The organism is Paenibacillus taichungensis, assembly GCF_013359905.1.
In the GTDB taxonomy this organism is placed as follows: domain Bacteria; phylum Bacillota; class Bacilli; order Paenibacillales; family Paenibacillaceae; genus Paenibacillus; species Paenibacillus taichungensis.
This window is the reverse complement of record NZ_JABMCC010000085.1, coordinates 35,821-55,892: the sequence shown is the minus strand read 5'-3', so window position 1 is coordinate 55,892 and position 20,072 is coordinate 35,821. Positions and strand designations below refer to the sequence as shown.

General features: G+C 48.3%; 17 protein-coding genes. 14 read left to right on the top strand and 3 right to left on the bottom strand.

Features of this window, described 5'->3' with window-relative positions; genetic code table 11:
- Positions 1-118: 118 nt before the first annotated feature.
- The 5 genes from argB (at position 119) to argH (ending at position 6,584) form a co-directional block, all read left to right on the top strand.
- A complete protein-coding gene (argB, locus tag HP548_RS02295) occupies positions 119-958 on the top strand; it encodes an acetylglutamate kinase (RefSeq protein ID WP_099859214.1) in 840 nt (279 codons plus the stop codon).
- Between the two features lie 370 nt (positions 959-1,328).
- Positions 1,329-2,585: an acetylornithine transaminase gene (locus HP548_RS02290; RefSeq protein WP_175380742.1), complete on the top strand. Its 1,257-nt coding sequence runs from the start codon at positions 1,329-1,331 to the stop codon at positions 2,583-2,585.
- Positions 2,586-2,785: 200 nt separating this feature from the next.
- Positions 2,786-3,754 carry an ornithine carbamoyltransferase gene (gene argF, locus HP548_RS02285; RefSeq protein WP_175380741.1) on the top strand — a complete coding sequence of 323 codons (969 nt, stop codon included), beginning with the start codon at positions 2,786-2,788 and terminating at the stop codon, positions 3,752-3,754.
- An 85-nt stretch (positions 3,755-3,839) separates the two neighbouring features.
- Positions 3,840-5,075, top strand: a complete 1,236-nt coding sequence (locus HP548_RS02280; protein ID WP_063567516.1) for an argininosuccinate synthase — start codon at positions 3,840-3,842, stop codon at positions 5,073-5,075.
- Positions 5,076-5,180: 105 nt separating this feature from the next.
- Positions 5,181-6,584, top strand: coding sequence for an argininosuccinate lyase (gene argH, locus HP548_RS02275; protein ID WP_175380760.1), 1,404 nt, complete (start codon positions 5,181-5,183; stop codon positions 6,582-6,584).
- Between the two features lie 117 nt (positions 6,585-6,701).
- Here argH and HP548_RS02270 read toward each other — a convergent pair whose 3' ends face one another.
- Positions 6,702-7,490: an alpha/beta hydrolase gene (locus tag HP548_RS02270; protein ID WP_076287635.1), complete on the bottom strand. Its 789-nt coding sequence runs from the start codon at positions 7,488-7,490 to the stop codon at positions 6,702-6,704.
- 221 nt (positions 7,491-7,711) lie between these two features.
- Here HP548_RS02270 and HP548_RS02265 point away from each other — a divergent pair, with 221 nt between their 5' ends.
- The 4 genes from HP548_RS02265 (at position 7,712) to HP548_RS02250 (ending at position 11,449) form a co-directional block, all read left to right on the top strand.
- Positions 7,712-8,335: a YhbD family protein gene (locus HP548_RS02265; protein WP_175380740.1), complete on the top strand. Its 624-nt coding sequence runs from the start codon at positions 7,712-7,714 to the stop codon at positions 8,333-8,335.
- A gap of 14 nt (positions 8,336-8,349) precedes the next feature.
- Positions 8,350-9,075 (top strand): polymer-forming cytoskeletal protein, encoded by a 726-nt coding sequence (locus HP548_RS02260; RefSeq protein WP_076287637.1) that lies wholly within the window; start codon positions 8,350-8,352, stop codon positions 9,073-9,075.
- Positions 9,076-9,111: 36 nt separating this feature from the next.
- Entirely contained in the window at positions 9,112-9,816 is a 705-nt protein-coding gene (locus tag HP548_RS02255; RefSeq protein ID WP_175380739.1) for a hypothetical protein, read from the top strand.
- 73 nt (positions 9,817-9,889) lie between these two features.
- Positions 9,890-11,449, top strand: coding sequence for an MDR family MFS transporter (locus tag HP548_RS02250; RefSeq protein WP_175380738.1), 1,560 nt, complete (start codon positions 9,890-9,892; stop codon positions 11,447-11,449).
- A 163-nt stretch (positions 11,450-11,612) separates the two neighbouring features.
- On the opposite strand, the gene HP548_RS02245 is transcribed toward HP548_RS02250, so the two are convergent.
- Positions 11,613-13,046: a VanW family protein gene (locus HP548_RS02245; protein WP_175380737.1), complete on the bottom strand. Its 1,434-nt coding sequence runs from the start codon at positions 13,044-13,046 to the stop codon at positions 11,613-11,615.
- 252 nt (positions 13,047-13,298) lie between these two features.
- Here HP548_RS02245 and ftsE point away from each other — a divergent pair, with 252 nt between their 5' ends.
- From ftsE to HP548_RS02220, 5 genes are all read left to right on the top strand, one after another.
- Entirely contained in the window at positions 13,299-13,985 is a 687-nt protein-coding gene (ftsE, locus tag HP548_RS02240; protein WP_024631580.1) for a cell division ATP-binding protein FtsE, read from the top strand.
- On the top strand, positions 13,975-14,892 hold the full coding sequence (gene ftsX / locus HP548_RS02235) for a permease-like cell division protein FtsX (RefSeq protein WP_063567509.1): 918 nt from the start codon (positions 13,975-13,977) through the stop codon (positions 14,890-14,892). The genes ftsE and ftsX overlap by 11 nt, the downstream gene beginning before the upstream one ends.
- Positions 14,893-15,045: 153 nt before the next feature.
- Positions 15,046-16,332 carry a murein hydrolase activator EnvC family protein gene (locus HP548_RS02230; RefSeq protein ID WP_175380736.1) on the top strand — a complete coding sequence of 429 codons (1,287 nt, stop codon included), beginning with the start codon at positions 15,046-15,048 and terminating at the stop codon, positions 16,330-16,332.
- Between the two features lie 134 nt (positions 16,333-16,466).
- Positions 16,467-17,936 (top strand): S41 family peptidase, encoded by a 1,470-nt coding sequence (locus HP548_RS02225; protein ID WP_076287642.1) that lies wholly within the window; start codon positions 16,467-16,469, stop codon positions 17,934-17,936.
- A 64-nt stretch (positions 17,937-18,000) separates the two neighbouring features.
- Entirely contained in the window at positions 18,001-19,326 is a 1,326-nt protein-coding gene (locus HP548_RS02220; protein ID WP_175380735.1) for a PDZ domain-containing protein, read from the top strand.
- A 52-nt stretch (positions 19,327-19,378) separates the two neighbouring features.
- Here the strand turns inward: HP548_RS02220 and HP548_RS02215 are convergent, their stop codons facing one another.
- Entirely contained in the window at positions 19,379-20,068 is a 690-nt protein-coding gene (locus HP548_RS02215) for a response regulator (RefSeq protein WP_099859224.1), read from the bottom strand.
- Positions 20,069-20,072: the final 4 nt, after the last annotated feature.

Genomic DNA, 20,072 nt, shown 5'->3' with positions numbered 1-20,072 from the left:
AAAACCTGGAGACAACAGCGATCGAAAGAACGATCCGGATTCGGAACGTCAGCCGAAGAATATTGCATCAATGAAGTGTTAATCTCGTTAAAACATTTGAATTGAAAGGAGTGCCCTCATGAATTCAACATTGCAAAATGAGAGTATCGGAACAGAGGCAGGTGCCGAGAAGCAGACGTTTGTAATGAAATGCGGAGGCAGCACGCTGGCGGCGTTGCCTGAATCCTTTTTTGCAGATCTGCGTGATTTGCAGTCCAAGGGAACACAGCCTGTCATCGTACATGGCGGCGGTCCTGCGATCTCGGATAATTTGGCGAAGCTGGGCATTGAGACCGAGTTTGTGAACGGATTGCGTAAAACAACGGAACCCGTGCTGGACGTCGTAGAGATGGTTCTTGCGGGAAGTATTAACAAACAGATCGTCCGCCTGATCCAACGAGTTGGTGGACACGCGCTGGGATTGTCGGGTGTGGACGGTGGTCTGATCCAGGCAAAACCGGTTAGCAACCATGCAGAGATTGGTTGGGTAGGTGACGTAACAGGCGTTAATGCGGAGATTATTCAAGGCATCGTAAACATGGGATATATGCCAGTTATCGCGCCAGTTGGTGTGGATGCCTCTGGCCAGCGTTATAACATCAACGCAGATACAGCCGCAGGTGCGGTAGCTTCCCATCTCGGAGTGAGTCGGATGATCGTAGTGACTGATGTTCCTGGCATTATGAAGAATGTAGGCGGCGAGAAAAAAGTACTGCCATCTGTCTCTGTACAAGAGATCGAGGATATGATCCAAACCGGAGAAATTTATGGCGGCATGATTCCAAAGGTGCGTGCAGCCATCGCTTGTATTCACGGCAAAGTGCGTGAAGTCATCATCGTAGATGGCAGTGAACCTCAGATCCTGAGCCGTGTGCTTGGCGGAGAAACCATCGGAACCCGAATTATCCGTATGCAGTAATTTGCTCTCAGTGCGCTAGTGTCTTCATGGTCTTATAGTAAATAAAAAAATATGTGCATCGCTTTTTTATATAAGAAATCTAATATTACACACACAATAACGTAGGGTGCAGAACCAATCTGAAGAATAAAAATGCATAACGTAGAGGACAGAAATAACCTGAAGAAGCGAAGCGTGCGCCTTTATCCCCGGATTTTCCCCTTTAAGGATCAATCAAAAAAATCCGGGGATAACAGCGATCGAAAGGTTGTTCTGTCATCGAAGTGGAGTATGCGTACGTTCAAAAGATGGTCCTGCAATCGGAGTGGTCTAGTGTAAATTATAGCTCTTATATGATTGCCGTTGCACCAACCAATAGGAGTGATAGGTGATGGCAAAAGGCAATGAACAGCCAGGTTCTGGCACAGCAGTAGCGGGCGTAGCAGCGACAGGTGTAGCGGCACAGACGGAAAGCTCTCTTTTCCAAACGTATGCGCGCTATCCAATCAGTCTGGTCAAAGGAAAAGGCAGCTGGCTGTGGGATGATCAGGGCAATCGTTATCTTGATTTCATGTGCGGGTTGGCTGTAACGAGTCTGGGCCATGCACCGGAGAAAGTCGGAGCCAAGCTGAAAGCTCAGATTGATGAGCTGTGGCATGTGTCCAACCTGTTCCAGATTCCAGGTCAGGAAAAAGCAGCGGCTTTGTTGACAGCAAATACGTGCGCAGACGCCGTATTCTTCTGTAACAGTGGTGCAGAAGCGAATGAAGCGGCAATCAAACTGGCTCGTCGCTATCACCAGAAGGTAAAAGGCACAGGTCGGTACGAAGTCATTACATTTGCCCAATCCTTCCACGGACGGACACTCGCAACCTTGACAGCAACTGGGCAGGATAAGGTGAAAGAAGGATTTTTGCCATTGCCAGCCGGATTCGTAACCGTACCATTGCATGACACAGCGGCTCTCGAAGCTGCAATCGGACCCAATACAGCAGCGATCATGCTGGAGATGGTGCAAGCCGAGGGTGGAGTACATCCGGTCAAACCAGATTTTGTCCACCACGTTCGCAAACTTTGTGAAGAGCACGGACTGCTGTTGATTGTGGACGAAGTACAGACCGGAATGGGACGTACAGGCAAACTGTTCGCGCATGAGCATTATGGCATTGAGCCGGACATTTTCACGGTAGCCAAAGGTATTGGTAGTGGATTCCCTGTAGGTGCGATGCTGGGTAAAGGTTATCTGAAGGATGCGTTTACTGCGGGAAGTCATGCAACAACATTTGGCGGAACACCGCTTGCCTCTTCCGTTGTCATTGCAACGATTGAAACCATGCTCGAAGATCATTTGCCTGAGCGTGCAGCTGAAATGGGCGAATACCTGATGAACTCTCTGCGGGAGCGTTTGGCTGCTAATTCGTTTGTAAAAGAAGTTCGGGGTATGGGGCTGCTTGTTGGAATCGAATGTGCTGAAGCGGTAGGAGACATTGTGCTTGCTGGTCAGAAACGAGGCATTCTCTTTGTATCCGCAGGACCGAATGTCATTCGTCTGCTTCCAAACTTGTATGTGAGCAAGGAAGAGATCGATGAGGCGGTATCCTTGGTAGCTACGTTGATTGAAGAGCATGTGGCTGCGAAGAACGCTTAATAAGACTTTATACAACCTTTCTGACTCGGGGCCTTCGCGGGCCTCGAAGCGGAACCAAAATGATGAATCATGAATCCCTGTAACCGCGCGGTAAACTAGCGGAAGATGAAAGTGAGTAGTCGGATGGCAAGATATCAACCTTCTACATTTTTCTGCCCATGCGGGTGCAGGGAACCGGAAATAAGGAGGACAACACTAACATGACACAAGCGCAACAGACGGAAAAGGTACAGAAGGTCGATCTTAGAGGCCGTGATTTTATTGAATTTACAGATTATACAGCGGAGGAAATCCGCTATCTGCTGGACCTTGCGATTGAGATTAAAGGTAAACAGAAAAACGGTGTGCCATATCAGCCACTCCAAGGTAAAACGATCGGACTCATTTTTGAAAAATCATCTACACGTACACGTGTATCCTTTGAAGTCGGCATGTTCCAACTGGGCGGTCACGCGCTCTTCCTGAGCAAAAACGATATCCAACTTGGTCGCGGGGAAACGACACATGATACAGCCAAAGTTCTGTCACGTTACCTGGACGGCATCATGATTCGTACCTTTGGACACCATAATGTGACTGAACTGGCACAACATGCGGATATTCCGGTTATTAACGGCCTGAGCGATGCAGCACATCCATGCCAGGTACTCGCAGATTTCCAAACTGTGCTGGAGCACAAAGGAAAGCTGGAAGGGCTGAAAATGGCTTATGTCGGAGACGGCAATAACATGGCTCATTCCCTGATGCTTGGTGCAGCGAAGATGGGTATGCATGTTGCAATAGCGACTCCGGAAGGCTATGAGCCTGATAGCGCAGTCGTAGAGCAGGCGCGCAGCATTGCACAGGAGAGCGGCTCACAGGTGACTGTAACGTACAGTGCACAGGAAGCTGTGAAAGATGCGGATATCGTGTATACGGATGTATGGGCGAGCATGGGTTTTGAAGAGGAACAGAAGATTCGTGAACAAGCATTTGCTGCGTATCAGGTGGATGAGGAACTGATGAAAGGCGCGAAGCCGGATTATATGTTCCTGCATTGCCTGCCAGCTCACCGTGGAGAAGAAGTGAGTGCTGGAGTTATTGACGGTCCAAACTCCCTGATCTTTGATCAGGCGGAGAACCGACTGCATGCGCAGAAAGCATTGATGGCTGCGTTAATGAGCGAATAGATGCTGTTTGCCTGAATGGGTTGATTTTAGACACAGATTTCGCGATGATAGATTAAGCAACTGAACTTGGGGAGGACCATTGAACATGGCTAAGGAAAAAATCGTACTCGCTTATTCCGGCGGGTTGGACACATCTGTAATTTTGAAATGGTTGAAAGAAACATATGATGCGGAGATTATCGCATTTACGGCGGATATTGGACAAAAGGATGAATTGGACGGCCTTGAGGAAAAAGCTCTCGCTACAGGTGCTTCCAAAGTGTATATTGACGATCTGCGCGACGAGTTCGCCAAAGATTTCATCTATCCAATGTTCCAAGCTGGTGCCCTTTATGAAGGACAATACCTGCTTGGCACAAGTATCGCACGTCCACTGATCGCGAAACGTATGGTCGATATCGCTCGTGCAGAAGGCGCTACAGCGATTGCTCACGGCGCTACGGGTAAAGGGAATGACCAGGTTCGCTTTGAGCTGAACGCAGCTGCGCTGACACCAGACATTCAAGTCATCGCGCCTTGGCGTTTGGAAGAGTTCCGCAACCAGTTTCCGGGACGTGCCGAAATGATCGCTTACGCTGAAAAACACGGCATTCCGGTAACCGCATCGGCGGCTAAACCGTACTCCACAGACCGTAACCTGCTGCATATCAGCTATGAGAGCGGCGTGCTGGAAGATCCTTGGTTCGATCCAAGTGCGGACGAGAACAAAGACATGTTCCTGCTCAGCAGTGCACCTGAAGATGCACCGGATCAAGCGGAATATGTTGAACTTGAATTCGAACAAGGCGACTGTGTTGCACTGAATGGTGAGCGCTTGAGCCCACTACAAGTGATGGAGCAACTGAACGAACTTGGTGGCAAACATGGTATCGGCCGTGTGGACATGGTAGAGAACCGCTTCGTCGGCATGAAGAGCCGTGGTGTATACGAGACACCAGGTGGAACAATTCTGTTTACCGCTCACCGCAAAATGGAATCCATCACGATGGACCGTGAAGTCATGAACCTGCGTGATAGCTTGATCACACGTTACAGCACACTCGTATACAACGGCTTCTGGTTCGCACCAGAACGTCTAGCGCTGCAGGCGCTGGTGACTGAAAGCCAGAAAAATGTAACAGGTACCGTTCGTGTGAAACTGTATAAAGGCAACATCATCGGCGCAGGTGTGAAAAGCCCTGTCAGCCTGTACAACCCGGACATTGCCACAATGGAAGCTGATCCAACACAAGCATACGATCAAGGGGATGCAACTGGCTTTATCCGCCTGAACGCATTGCGTTTGAAAGTAAATTCCGGTGTGGAACAAAACAAAAACTAATTTCATCATGTATATAAAGCATCACGATAATAACTGACAAGGCGGGCCGTTCTTGCACATCTGGCAGGAGCGGCTTTGTCCATGAGCGAAAGGGGAGTACTCACTGTGAGCAAGCTGTGGGGAGGACGTTTTACCAAACAAACCAATCACCTGGTTGAGGAATATACCGCGTCAATCAACTTTGACAAAGCGTTGGCCGAGGAAGATATTCAAGGAAGTCTGGCTCATGTCACGATGTTGGGCAAATGTGGAATTCTGCCAGCAGAGGATGTAGAGACGATCAAGGAAGGTTTGATTACTGTTCTGCACAAAATCCGTGCAGGCGAAGTGGAATTCTCCGTATCGGATGAAGACATCCACATGAATATTGAGAAAAACCTGATCGATACTATCGGCCCTGTGGGCGGCAAATTACATACAGGACGCAGCCGGAATGACCAAGTGGCAACGGATATGCACTTGTACTTGCGTGAGCGCGTAGTTGGATTTGTTGGCATGCTGCACTCGTTGCAGGAAGCGCTGATCGGACAAGCCAAAGACAATCTCGACACGATTGTACCGGGGTATACGCATCTTCAACGTGCACAACCGATTCTGTTCGCTCATCACCTGATGGCGTATGTATCGATGTTCCAACGGGATGCAGAGCGTCTTATGGACAGCTACAAACGCATTAACGTGCTGCCACTGGGTGCAGGTGCGCTTGCAGGCACAACGTTCTCGATTGACCGTCATTTTGTGGCGGAACAACTGGGCTTCGATGGTGTGTACGAGAACAGTCTGGACGCGGTCAGTGACCGTGACTTTATTGTGGAGTTCCTGGCAGCCGCTTCGCTGATCATGACTCACTTGTCTCGTCTGAGTGAAGAACTGGTTCTGTGGAGCAGCACGGAGTTTGGTTTTGTTGAACTGGATGATGCATTCTGCACGGGCAGCAGCATTATGCCACAGAAGAAAAATCCAGACGTACCGGAACTTGTTCGTGGTAAAACAGGACGTGTGTACGGCAACCTGATCGGTTTGCTGACCGTGTTGAAATCTCTGCCACTCGCTTACAACAAGGACATGCAGGAAGACAAGGAAGGCATGTTTGACACGGTAGCGACGCTGGAAGGCGCACTTCAATTGTTCGCTCCGATGATTGCAACGATGACGGTTAACAAGGATCGGATGCGTCAAGCAGTCAATCAGGATTTCTCCAACGCTACAGATATTGCGGACTTCCTCGTGGGCGAAGGTTTGCCATTCCGCCAAGCGCATGAAGTTATCGGTAAGACGGTATTGTATTGTATCCAGAACGGTAAGTATCTGTTGGATCTGACCATCGATGAATTCCGTCAGTTCTCTCCGTTGTTCGATGAGCGTATATACGATGTGCTGCAACCAGAAGCGGTTGTAAATGCTCGTAATGTGTACGGCGGAACGGCTTCGAACCAGGTCGCTGAGGCGATTGGACGTAGTGAAAAGGTGCTGGAAATTACGGAGCAATGGATCACCAATCGGGGTTAATAACGCATTTACTATAATGAAATAAAGATATATAACGAAAAAGCAGGCCGAGAATTTCTTCTCAACGGCCTGCTTTTCTTGTGTGTGACAACGATTTAGATATGTTAAATTTCTCGACTACTTACGTTCACGCAATGGCAACCATTTCAGCACATTCTGGATCTTCTCGTCCCAATATCCCCAGTCATGTCCACCAGGTTCTTCCTCGTACGTCAGCTGGAAATCGGTCTGTGCACAAGCTTGACGGAACGCTTGATTCTCGTCATACAGGAAGTCCTCTGTCCCACAGCATTGGTAGAGCAAAGGTTTTGGACCCTGACTTGCTTTGCTTTCTTCGAGCAGATGCAGCAAGTCATTCTCCGAACCTTTAATTTCTGCTCCGAAAATCCGTTTGAACTCAGCATCACTTAATGCCTTAACAATTCGGTTATCCATATGCGCTACCATGTCGAGTGCTCCGGACAAACTTGCCGCAGCGGCGTATTGCTCCGGTTTGTGAAGTGCCAGCTTGAATGCTCCGTAGCCACCCATGGACAAGCCAGCAACAAAGTTGTCCTCACGTTTGTGTGATAGCGGGAAGAAGGAACGTGCAAGTGCAGGCAGCTCTTCACTGATGAATGTCCAGTAGCGTCCGCCTTCCGCCATATCCGTATAGAAGCTGCGATGTACCTGAGGCATCACAACGGCAATACCAAGGTCCGCAACATATCGTTCGATGGATGTACGGCGCAGCCAGATGGAGTCATCATCCGATAGCCCATGCAGCAGATACAGCGTGGGATGTAACCCTTGGCCGGATACGTTCTCCATGCCAATCTGATTGTGGGTCTGTTGTGGAAGAATAACATGCATACTGGTGCTTAGACCAAGCGTGTCAGAGTAAAAGTCACATTTAATAAGTGCCATATATATGAGAAACCCCTTTCATAAGTCCATTAACGATGTGTTCTGACCCGATTCAATAGGATGGGATCTGAATCCATAATGGTTCCATAGTGTCTATAATAAACAGGTTATACGCAAAGTCTTTTCATTGCAATAATAAGAAATTCACAACTAGTTATTCACCTTATTTACAACGTAACAATGTTATGTTACACTGTTTTCAACACAAAGGGGGACCATATATGACGGATGATTTGATCTCCAAAAAAGAATTGCTGGACCTGACGGGTATCTCCTACGGCCAGTTGTACCGCTGGAAGCGGAAGAATCTCATTCCGGAGGAATGGTTTATTCGGAAGTCGTCCTATACGGGACAAGAAACTTTTTTTCCAAAACAACAGATTTTACTGCGGATTGACAAGATTCTCAATATGAAAGACGGCTTGTCGCTGGATGAACTGGCAGATGTGTTTTCACCAACTTTGGGTGAAGTGGAAATGTCCGCTCAACAGCTGTTAGAGCGAAACATTGTTTCGAACATTTCGCTTGAGCTGTTGAAAGAAGCAGGCGGGGAGCGGCCGTTGTATGCTTTGGAGCAGATCATGATGCTTTATGTACTTGATAAGCTGCTAATGAGCGGAGATGTTACCCGCCAGGAGGGTACGCTGCTGATCGATGTCATGTCCGAGCATTATTATCGTTTCACAGGCAAACCAAGCGAACTGGTGCTTATTCGCAAGATGGGTGTCCCTTCGTTCATGCTGGTAACAGCAGGAACAGAGCTTTATTTTGATAATGGTGTGAAGGTCGTTCTCAGGCAGTCGATGGGGATGTTCATGGAAGAGTTAAAACTCAAATTGGGATAAGGAGAGGATCATATATGGAGGAACGTAATTTGCGCAATGATCTGAACGTAGCGGGCATGAGCCAAACGGCAGGCGGGAATTTTCACCGGGTATCTATCGATGGCATGGCTAAAGTAAACGGTAACCTGGACTGTACCTCCATGAATGTGAATGGAACATTGAAGATGCACGGTGCTTTGAGCTCTGAGAGTGCAACGATCAACGGTATGTGCACGCTGAACGGCCCCTTGATTAGTTCTCGTGTTCGTGTGGATGGCTTGACAACCATTAACGGAGACCTCCGAAGCCCTGAGCTCGAAGTCAACGGGAAATGTACTGTTCGTGGACGGGTTGATGGGGAACGCATTGATATTGGTGGCGTGATCGATATTGAAGGCGACGTACAATGTGAGTCTTTGAACGTACAGGGCAATATTAAAATTAGTGGCTTTCTGAATGCCGGAACGGTAGAGATCAGGCTGCATACATCTTCTTCGGCGAGAGAGATTGGCGGGGAACGCATTGATATTCGGCGTAAGGAACAGACTGGTTTTTGGAAAAGTATTGGCCTGGGCGGTACCCCATCCTTCAAGACATCCTTGATTGAGGGGGATGAAATCGTGCTGGAAGATACCGAGGCTGATATTGTTCGTGGCAGCAAGGTTCATATCGGTCGTGGCTGTAACATCAGGTTGGTCGAATATTCGGGTGAACTAGAGGTTGATCCAGACGCCAAGGTGGGCAGCAGTCAGCGGATTTAAATTTTAATTTAAGTTTTGACCTGGAGAGAAAGGGATGTGATCGATTTGAATAACCATTTTGCTGGTTCATTGGATAAAAAGCATGACATTAGCATCATCGGCGACGGCAGTTCTTCTGGCGGTGTGTACGGCAAGGTCAAGGTAGTGGGAGATTCCTCATTTAACGATAATCTGTTCTGTGATCAATTCAAATGCACCGGCACATCCGTTATATATGGATCTCTTGAATCAACCGATATCAAAATTACGGGAACCCTTACCTTGAAAGAGCGGTCTGCTGTTGGTTCCGATGAGCAGGAAGACAATCATGCTTCTAACCTGTATGCAAAAGCTGAACATATGAAAGTGGTAGGCGAGCTTCATGTATCAGGTGATTGTCAGGTGGAGAATATGAAGTTGAATGGCCGTTTTACGATAACGGGTATGCTCAGTGCCGAAAGTATGACACTTAAAATTATGGGTCCATCCGAGGTCAAGGAAATGGGCGGTTCCATCATTTCAGTGAAGAATTCGCGGGGAAAACTGCTGGAAGGTTTGTTCACTGGTAACAAGTCTATTCTCAAGGCCGATCTGATCGAAGGCGACGAAATTGAACTTGAGAACACGGAGGCCGAGGTTGTGCGAGGAGATAAAATAAAAATTGGCCCAGGCTGCCGGATTGGTACAGTGGAATACCGCTCTTCTCTGCAAATTCATCCGCAATCGGAAGTTTTGGTGCAAAGCAATCGGTCCTTGGACTGATTATCCGCCGTAACTTTTCGGATATACTAATTCAGTCATATGAATCGGATGTGAATGGGAGAGATTGAGTAGAATGGCTACACGTAAAAATAATATTGGATTGGTGCTGGCAGGGTTACTGCTAAGCATACTGATGGCTTCGATGGACAATACCATCGTGGCAACAGCGATGGGCGACATTGTCGGGAAGCTGGGTGGGCTCGACAAGTTCGTCTGGGTGACCTCCGCTTACATGGTGGCCGAGATGGCGGGTATGCCAATCTTCGGTAAGTTATCCGACATGTATGGACGGAAGAAGTTTTTTGTTTTCGGAATACTGGTATTTATGCTCGGATCTGCATTATGTGGAACGGCAACATCAATCGTTGAGCTGACGATGTACAGAGCTATTCAAGGTATTGGTGCAGGTGCATTGGTGCCGATTGCCTTTACAATCATGTTTGATGTGGTCGCACCGGAATCACGGGGTAAATTGGGCGGTCTGTTCGGAGCCGTGTTTGGATTATCTAGTGTATTTGGTCCACTGCTGGGTGCTTACATTACGCAGTATGCGACATGGGAATGGGTATTTTATATCAACCTGCCGCTTGGTCTGATCGCGTTTGTGTTTATTGCATTTTTCTACAAAGAATCCCATCAGCATCAATCCCAACAGATTGACTGGCTGGGTGCAATCACACTGATTGGTGCGGTAGTCTTTCTCATCTTCGGGCTTGAACTGGGCGGCAAAACGTATGCTTGGGGCTCGTGGCAGATCCTCGGTTTGTTTGCCGGATTCGTGGTGCTAGCATTGCTCTTCCTGTTTGCAGAAACGAGAGCCAAGGAACCCATTATCTCCTTCGGCATGTTCCGCAACCGGGTGTACTGGTCCAGTAACGTTATTGGCATGTTCAGTGGTGCGGCGTTTATTACCGCATCCGTGTATATTCCAATCTTCATCCAGGGGGTACTCGGTGGCAAAGCGACCAATTCTGGTCTCGTATTATTGCCAATGATGCTGGGGTCCGTTGTGACGGCTTCCATGGGTGGGGTACTGATGACCAAAATCAAATATCGCAACATTATGATTCCTACGCTGGCGTTGCTGGTGGTTGGTCTTGGATTGCTGACAACGCTGGATGAAACTTCGTCTCTATGGACGATACGTATATTCATGGTGATGATTGGACTCGGTGTCGGGGCGTCATTCTCGGTACTCAGCAATGCAGCCATGAACGCGTTTGAACCGCAAAGACGCGGAGCAGCAAGCTCCACACTTAACTTCCTGCGTTCGCTTGGGATGACGATGGGCATTACGATTTTTGGTATCGTGCAGAGCCAGGTATTTACGCGAAAAATGAATGATGCCCTCGCCGGATCAGCGGCAGAAGCGGGTGGCGCTGGTGCTCCTGCAGGCGGTATGCCTCAGGGAGTGGATCTGAGCGATCCACATGCGCTGCTGTCGCCAGAGCTGAGAAAGGCGATTCCGCCTCAGGTGCTGGACACCATTACGCATGCGTTGTCTTCATCCATCGTGCAGCTCTTTGCCTGGGCTGCGATCCCGGCCGCACTCGCGTTGATTGCTGCTTTCTTTATGGGTAATGAGAAGATGGTTATCGGCGAGGAGCAGAAAGAGTACACAGGCGGACATTAAAGGTATCAGTCTAATCAAACCTAATATGTATCTGTAAAATAATCCAAAGACACATCTCTCAAGGGACCCAGAATGGGGAACAGGAGATGTGTCTTTTTCTATTTGTTATTACGTTTGCTGAGTTGAGCCTATCCTATCCATGTGCACGCATGTGAAAGTAAGATTAAGGCTGTTTCGTGTCGCTGATGCCATCTTCTACGACAGAAGGCTCCTTGGGATCAGGCAGGTTAGTATGACCAGAGCGGGCAATCAGGCGATTCTGGGCTTTGTATGTGTCACGTGTAATGGTCTTGGATTCGACGATTTTACCATCCACCTTTTTGGTGCGCATCGTCTCTACAATATATCCAGGTTGACCGTTCTGGAGCACCTGCTGAGCACCGTCAGGCAGTACGTTGCTCGATACATATTTCACGGGAGCACTTAATGTCTCAATTGTACGGGATTCCAGTGCATAACTGACGTTCTCCGGGAAGGTGCCGAAAAATTTGACCGTTAAGCTTCCACCTTCCACTTTGGCATGAATGAGCAGGGACTTGCCAGTATTGTTTTTGAACCGAAAATTGATGGAACCTGAGGCAAACGTGGCATCCAGTCCCTTCGGCAAATATTTGACGGGCAAGGAGTGGTTGCGGCGTTCTACGATGTCCAGTCCGGTCAACAGGGCTGCATTGTAAACCGTACTCGATACCTGGCAGATACCGCCCCCAATACCGGGGGTCAGTTGCCCATTCACGATAACCGGGGCTTCCCGGAAACCATAGTCTTCCTCGGCCTTCTTAATGACCTTCTCATAATCAAAAGTACCATTTGGCGGCAAAATCATGCCGTTAACGGCTTGCGCTGCTGCGCTGACGTTATGTATCCGGCCTGCACTGCTGTTTCCAAGGCCAGTGGAGAACTGAATGATCTTTCGGTCAATTCCCTCTTGGCGCAGCGAATCGAGAGTCACTTCGGGTTGCAGCGTATACAACGGCAGCTGAATCAACAGCGGGTTTGGCTTTGCATCATGGTCCAGTGGAGTGAAATCCCGGTGCAGTTTAGCCTGCATCAGGCTCGCGAGTTCATCCCAGGCGATCCGGCGGACGCCCTTTTCCGGGATGTACTGGACCTTGTCACTTGCGGTAATGCGGCGAACAGCGTTCGCGGGTGTACCGAAGGTTTCCTTTTCCCAGGCAGGGGTAAGATGCTCTCTTAGTGATTTTGAATTATACGTCAGCTTGAGGGACCACTCCTTAATGAAGTGATATCGGGCATAAGCGCGCTCCCACAGATTGCCTTCATCCAGTTGCTGCACAGCTGTCCGGAAGTCGTCAGCACTGTAGCTGGCGCCTGTCTGGGCGGCGGTGAACATCAATGTTTTTGGTGTAGGATCGTCAACCTCCAGGGTAATTGGCCATGCTTCCATTTGTTTTAATCGTTCATCCAGTGCTGGTAGAACTTCCTTGCGATTCACGCCCTCAACCGACCACTCCCCAACACGTACACCTTCTGGTAGCGCGGGTTGGTTCACGTACATATACAGCAATCCATAGGACGCGGAACCGATTAAAAGGATGGAGAACAGTGCAATGACCATCAAATGTATTTTTTTCATATCCGAACGCTCCTTTGTACTTCTGTTGTTCCGCATTTCGTAACACTTTCCATATATATGATCCAATGATGGAAAACTTTCGGGTACTCAATAGGTAACAAATTTGTTACAATAAAATTCATATGAATCCATGCTTCACCATCGAAAAAGGGGTGAAATGGATTTTCCCTGATGAAATTCAGGTCTTTTTAAAGGAAATGCCGGGATTGTGTCGAAATGATAATGGCTAACTATGCAACGGGAAGTGATGATGTGATAGAAATGCAGGACGTGTGGAAGACCTACGCCAATGGTACCCACGCATTACAAGGGGTGTCGGTGAAGATCGACCGCAATGAATTTGTCTATATCGTCGGTCCGTCCGGCGCAGGCAAATCGACATTTATGAAATTGATGTACAGGGAAGAAGTTCCGACCAAAGGACAAATATCCATTAACGGATTTAATATCGGAAAGTTAAAGCCACGCAAAATTCCTTACGTACGCCGGAATATCGGCGTTGTGTTCCAGGATTTCAGGTTGCTGCCACGCATGACGGCATTTGAGAATGTGGCATTTGCCATGGAAGTTATTGAAGCACCGAAGCGTCACATTAAGAAACGAGTGATGGAAGTGCTTGATCTGGTTGGATTGCGCAGCAAGGCGAATCGTGAACCTTCACAGTTGTCGGGTGGGGAACAGCAGCGTATTGCCATCGCACGTGCCATCGTGAACAATCCGTCTGTTATTATTGCGGACGAGCCTACGGGTAACCTTGACCCGGAGACGTCATGGGGCATTATGCAGCTGCTGGATGAGATTAATTTCCGCGGAACCACTATTGTCATGGCGACCCACAACAAGGATATCGTTAATACGATGCGTAAACGGGTTATTGCCATTGAACGGGGACAGATTGTACGGGATCAGATGAGAGGGGAGTACGGTTATGAATTTTAGTACTCTCTTGCGCCATTTGCGGGAGGGATTCAAAAACGTATTCCGCAACGGCTGGATGTCCGTGGCCTCCATCATGTCCATTATCGTGTCATTGCTCATTCTGGGCGTGTTCATGCTGCTGGTGCTTAATGTGAATTCCATGGCCAACCAGGTGGACAGTCAGGTCGAGATCAGTACGTTTCTTGAGCTGAACGTGGATGAGAACCTGCGTAACACGCTGGAGCAGGAAATCAGTGCGATGCCTGAAGTCAGTGAAATTCGTTTTGTTTCCAAAGAAGAGGGACTCAAGGAGTTCCGTGAACGTCTCGGAGAAAGTGCAGACAATGTGCTGAGCGGTTTCGATGTGGATAACAATCCACTGCCGGAGACCATTGAAGTAGAGGTCATTGAACCGGAAACCGTCACTTTTGTGGCGCAAAAAATCGAAGCATTGAACGATAAACACCCGGAGAAGCCGATCATGAAAGTGAACTACGGCAAGGAAACGGTGGAAGTATTGTTCAAATTTACGAAGCTTGTCCGTAATATCGGATTTATTTTTGTTGGGGGACTGGGGTTAATGTCCATGTTCCTGATCTCGAATACGATTCGCGTAACGATTCTGGCCCGGCGCCGGGAGATCGGTATTATGAAACTGGTTGGTGCAACCAACACGTTCATTCGTTGGCCTTTCTTTGTCGAAGGGGCATTGATTGGATTGATCGGTTCGGCGATTACGGTAGCAGTACTGTTCTTCGGTTACAGCCGCCTGATGGCCACGATTGGTCAGGATGTATTTATGCAGATGCTTAATTTGATTCCACTCGGTGATATTTGGTTGCTGTTTGGAACACTGTTGATCGGACTCGGTGTGCTGGTTGGTATTTTGGGAAGCACATTGTCCATCCGCAAATCTCTTAACGTTTAATCGAAAAAGAATGGCAAAGCAGGTTCACAACTGAACACTGTTTGACGATATGTAGTAAAGACGGAGTCTTTAGTGTAAAGAAAGCACAGAACATGCTGTTCACCACCTGTGCAGGTTGCTTTCTTGTGAATTCATAGGATGGGGGATCACATTTTGAAAAAAACAGCTTCGCTGCTGGCTCTAACGTTATTGGCCAGTTTGACGCTTCAACCTTCTGACGGATATGCCAAGAGTAGCATTAGCGACATTGATCAGCAGATTCAGCAACTGGAGAACAAAGCGGCTTCGGCCAAAAAGGAGCAGCAAAAAGCTGCCAGCAATAAAAAGGAAGCCCAGCATTACAAGAACAAGACCAATGCTTATTTGAAAGTCGTCATGGAGCAGATCAATGTGGTTAGTGATGAGCTGGCAAACGTATCCTTGCAGATTGAGAATACGGAAGAAGATCTCCGGACAACGAAAAAAGATCTGCAAGCCGCAGAAGAACGTATCGTTGCAAGAGAGAAATTACTTGAATCGCGTGTACGGCTGATGTATACAGACGGTGCCGTTTCTTATCTCGATGTGTTGTTAACTTCCACAAGCTTCTCTGATTTCTTGACTCGTGCCGATTCACTGAAAACGATTGTGGATCAGGACCAGCATTTGCTGGATGAACACAAAAAAGACAAGCAGCTCGTCGTGGACAAAAAAGCAGAACTAGATGTGCAATATGCAGAAGCCAAGAGTCTGTATGCGCAGAAGAAACAGCGTAAGTCCCAATTGAATGAGAAGGAACAGGAGAAGCAAGTGCTTCTCGCTTCTTATGATGCTAAGATTGAAGAGTCGGAAGAGCTGACGCAAGAACAGGAAGACGTATTGATGCAGATTGCCAGCAAACGTTCGGCCCTTCTGCAAGAGAAAAATAAATTGCGTGAGCAGCAAGCGGCGGCGGCAGCCAAAGCAAAAGCAGCAGCAGCTGCACGTGCCGCGGCAGCTGCGAAGGCGGCGACCAAGGTTAGCTCCAACAGCAGCAGCAGCAGTAGCACGTCATACTCCAGTGGTAACGGCATCTTTGGTATGCCAGTATCAGGTGCGCGTGTATCTTCCGGTTTTGGACCTCGTATTCACCCGATCACGGGTGAAGTAGGTAAAATGCATGCAGGTGTAGACTTTGCTGTTGCTCAAGGAACGTCCGTTCATGCTGCTTCAGGCGGGATCGTCATCATGGCTGAATGGTATAGTGGATATGGTTACACCGTCATTGTTGACCATGGAGGCGGATTATGGACGCTTTACGGTCATTTACGTGAAGGTGGATTTAAGGTAAGCAAGGGTGACACGGTAAGCCGTGGCGATATTATTGCTGAATCAGGTAGTACAGGCAACTCCACTGGACCGCATTTGCATTTTGAAGTACGTGATAATGGAACAGCAGTGAATCCTTTTAACTATTTGTAGTTTTTAGCCAACAGTTGGAATGGAACAAACATATTCCGTACAAGCTAGGCATATACTAAGCTGGCATGTTCAGGGAAAGTTTCACGGAGCAATTGAATTTGACACGCTTCAATACTAAAGGCGGTGACAAACGGATGATGAAGAAAAGATCGGCCCTGCTGCTTGTCATTGTAGCCCTTCTCGGAGGCAGCCTGCTTACGCTGGTGCTGATGAGCTCACCTGGTCTGGCACAAACGACACCTGGTGAAGGATTGCTCGCCAGCGTAACAGGCAGTTCGCAGCAGAAGAACGATTTGAAGAAGATTGAAACCGCGATGGATTTGATCTCAAGCAACTATTATAAAGACGTGGATCGAACCAAACTGATTGATGGTGCGATCAACGGCATGATGGAATCCCTTGGTGATCCGTACTCCAACTATATGGGGCAGGAAACAGCAGCCCAGTTCGAGGAGTCGATTGAAGGTTCATTTACCGGAATCGGCGCAGAGGTATCCTCACAGGACGGGAATGTCGTAGTGGTATCACCGATCAAAGGATCGCCTGCCGAGAAAGCGGGTATTCGCGCGAAAGACATGATCATGTCCGTGAATGGTGAATCTCTGCAAGGTTTGGAACTGAACAAAGCCGTTAATAAAATCAGAGGTCCAAAAGGCAGTGAAGCGAAGGTACAGGTTAAACGTGCTGGATCTTCCGAACTGATTGAATTTGTCATTGTGCGTGATGACATTGATCTGGAGACGGTGTACGCCCACATGGAGGATAACGGTGTTGGTGTGATTACAATCACCCAATTCTCGCTGAACACAGGAGATCGCTTTAAGGAAGAACTGGCGAAGCTGGAGAAGCAGAACATGAAGGGCCTGATCATTGATGTTCGTAATGACCCGGGTGGTGTTTTGCAGGTCGTTATTGATATTGCAGAGCAATTTGTTCCGAAAGGCAAAGTTATTGTTCAAGTTGAAGACAAGAACGGTAAAAAGGAACAAAGCAAATCGAACGGATCAGGTAAATCGTACCCAATTACGGTATTGATGAACAAAGGAAGCGCGAGTGCGTCGGAAATTTTGGCTGGTGCATTGCAACAGTCGGCAGGCGCAACGCTGGTTGGGGAAAACTCCTTTGGTAAAGGAACCGTACAGACGAGTTATGACAAGCAAATGGGTGATGGCAGCCTGCTGAAAATCACCATCGCGAAATGGCTGACTCCGAACGGAGACTGGATTCATGAAAAAGGGATCAAACCCGATATCGCTGTGAACCAGCCAGATTACTTCTCGGTGGCACCAATCAACAAAGAAAAATTACCTTTGAAATACGACAGCAATAGCACGGATGTGAAAAGTGCGCAGACGATGCTGAGAGGACTTGACTTTAAGCCGGATCGTGTGGACGGATACTATGACCAGAAGACAGAAGAAGCGGTCAAAGCATTCCAGAAACAAAAAGGCATTCAGGCAACTGGCCAGATTGATGAGAAAACCGCGGAATCACTGGAAGCGGCTCTGATTGAACGCATTGCCAATCCTCAATATGATGCACAGCTGAAGCGCGCGATCGAAAATGTCTCAAAGGATATTTCGTCCGCAGTGTCGAAGCCATAAAGAAGGCTGATTTTCAGCCTTCTTTTTTTCTGAACCGGCTGAAGGAGAGGGGTGACCGTCCACAATGGAATGGGCTTGGCCATGGTTGACCACATTAGGAGAAGCATTGTTGCAGTTGTTTATTCAGCCGTTTTATTATATTGCGGTAATCTTGATTGCTCTCGTTTATCATCGTCAACTCTTACAGGAACGTAAATTGTTCCACGTTCGTTTGCAAAGCTCGATCACACAGACCATTCGTGCAGTACTTGGAGGTATTGTGATCGGTGTAATGGTCTCCGTTATATCGCTGTTTCTCGGGGCACATCTTACACTGAGCAGCCTGATCTGTATATGGGCAGCTACGTTATTCCTGGCATTATTCCGTATCCGATACTTATGTTTTGCTTATGCTGCAGGTTTGCTTGGTGTGTTGCAGTTTGGTTTAAATATGGCTTCGGGCTGGCAGCCGGCAGGATGGATGGGAAGTGTCACTGAAGCATTACGTGCGCTGGATATGCCTGCACTGCTTGTGCTCGCAGCTGTATTACATATCGGTGAAGCGCTGATGGTACGTATGCAAGGGGTATCCATGGCATCACCTTTGCTCTTCGAGGGTAAACGCGGCAAGCTTGTTGGAGGCTATCAGTTGCAGCATTTCTGGCCGATTCCGTTACTGATTCTGGTTCCTGTTACGGGCGGGGCCGAATTGCCATGGACCGCCCTGATCAGCGGAGGGAATAGCTACATGCTGGTTGCGCTGCCAATTCTGCTGGGATTTGGAGAAGTTACGCAAAGTATGCTCCCCGGGAAAAAAGTCCAGATTTCCGCAAAACGATTGCTGTTATATGGGACAGGGCTACTTGTGCTCAGCCTCCTGGCTGCGTGGTGGTCTCCACTCATGGTTGTCGCAGCATTGGCTGCTTTCATTGGGCATGAGTTCCTGGTGTGGTACAGCGGCTTTGAGGAGCAAAACCGCAGCCCGCTGTTTGTACATCCTGAGCACGGCTTGAAGGTGCTTGGCGTCATTCCTGATAGTCCTGCGGAAGAACTGGGAATTGAAGCAGGGGAGACCTTGTACAAGGTGAATGGCGTATTGGTGCATTCGCCTGAGCAATTACATCGCGCTTTGCGTATGAATCCGGCTTTTTGTAAGTTGGAGGTACGTAATCATCAGGGTGAGAGCAAGTTCATGCAACGGGCGATCTATGAAGGTGAGCATCACCAGCTCGGGGTGCTTATGGCTCCGGACAATCATGAAGCCTGGGCGCTCCGCTTGCGTCCGCTAACTCTGTTTCATATCGTAAGTCTTAAATTGTTCGCACGACGTCGGAAAGATCAGCTTGATGTTGAGGCTCCACTGGCATTGCCGCCCGCCCCGGCGGGGGAGCAAAGATCTGTAGAGATGTAATGACGAAAGGGTATTTCCTCCGCCTAATTGGGCGAGGGAAATACCCTTTTTGCTACTTTTTTAACATGAAAATGGCGATCTGAGTCCGATCGCGCAAACTAAGCTTGCCGAGAATATCCGTAACATAGTTTTTGACTGTGCCCTCACTCAAGAATAGCTTTGCGGCAATTTCTTTATTGGACAGCCCTTCTGATATAGCCTCTGCAACAGCCATTTCCATACGGGTTAGTCCGTAAGAGTCAATGGGTTCATGTGTCTGAGGCGCTGCAGCAGGACGGAGTAGACTCGCGAGCTTACGAGCAATATCGGGATGAATCAACATATCCCCGTTATGTACAGTCTTGATGCCCTGAATGATCCGGTCAGGTGGCACATTTTTAAGTAAATAACCGCTGGCTCCGTTTTGCAAAGCCTGGATAATATACTCATCATCGTCAAACGTAGTAAGCATCAGTACACGCACGTCAGGGAAACGTGTTTTAATGATTCGGGTACCTTCAACTCCATCACAATCTGGCATGCGAATATCCATAAGTACAACGTCGGCAATTGTTCCGGACTCCAGCAGTTCCAGAGCTTCCCGGCCGTTTGAAGCTGTACCTGTAACGGTAATGCCGGGATCGAGTCCAAGCAGGACTTTGAGACTTTCACGGATAAAGGAATCATCATCCGCAAGCATCAGCCGAATGGACTCAGGGTGAACAGAATGGCTCGAGTTATTTAATTCATTCAGGTCTGACATGAGC

Excerpts from the sequence above, each read along its gene's own strand:
- argB (WP_099859214.1), top strand. The coding sequence starts at position 119 with ATGAATTCAACATTGCAAAATGAGAGTATCGGAACAGAGGCAGGTGCC.
- HP548_RS02290 (WP_175380742.1), top strand. The coding sequence starts at position 1,329 with ATGGCAAAAGGCAATGAACAGCCAGGTTCTGGCACAGCAGTAGCGGGC.
- argF (WP_175380741.1), top strand. The coding sequence starts at position 2,786 with ATGACACAAGCGCAACAGACGGAAAAGGTACAGAAGGTCGATCTTAGA.
- HP548_RS02280 (WP_063567516.1), top strand. The coding sequence starts at position 3,840 with ATGGCTAAGGAAAAAATCGTACTCGCTTATTCCGGCGGGTTGGACACA.
- HP548_RS02270 (WP_076287635.1), bottom strand. The coding sequence starts at position 7,490 with ATGGCACTTATTAAATGTGACTTTTACTCTGACACGCTTGGTCTAAGC.
- HP548_RS02265 (WP_175380740.1), top strand. The coding sequence starts at position 7,712 with ATGACGGATGATTTGATCTCCAAAAAAGAATTGCTGGACCTGACGGGT.
- HP548_RS02260 (WP_076287637.1), top strand. The coding sequence starts at position 8,350 with ATGGAGGAACGTAATTTGCGCAATGATCTGAACGTAGCGGGCATGAGC.
- HP548_RS02250 (WP_175380738.1), top strand. The coding sequence starts at position 9,890 with ATGGCTACACGTAAAAATAATATTGGATTGGTGCTGGCAGGGTTACTG.
- HP548_RS02245 (WP_175380737.1), bottom strand. The coding sequence starts at position 13,046 with ATGAAAAAAATACATTTGATGGTCATTGCACTGTTCTCCATCCTTTTA.
- ftsX (WP_063567509.1), top strand. The coding sequence starts at position 13,975 with ATGAATTTTAGTACTCTCTTGCGCCATTTGCGGGAGGGATTCAAAAAC.
- HP548_RS02225 (WP_076287642.1), top strand. The coding sequence starts at position 16,467 with ATGATGAAGAAAAGATCGGCCCTGCTGCTTGTCATTGTAGCCCTTCTC.
- HP548_RS02220 (WP_175380735.1), top strand. The coding sequence starts at position 18,001 with ATGGAATGGGCTTGGCCATGGTTGACCACATTAGGAGAAGCATTGTTG.
- HP548_RS02215 (WP_099859224.1), bottom strand. The coding sequence starts at position 20,068 with ATGTCAGACCTGAATGAATTAAATAACTCGAGCCATTCTGTTCACCCT.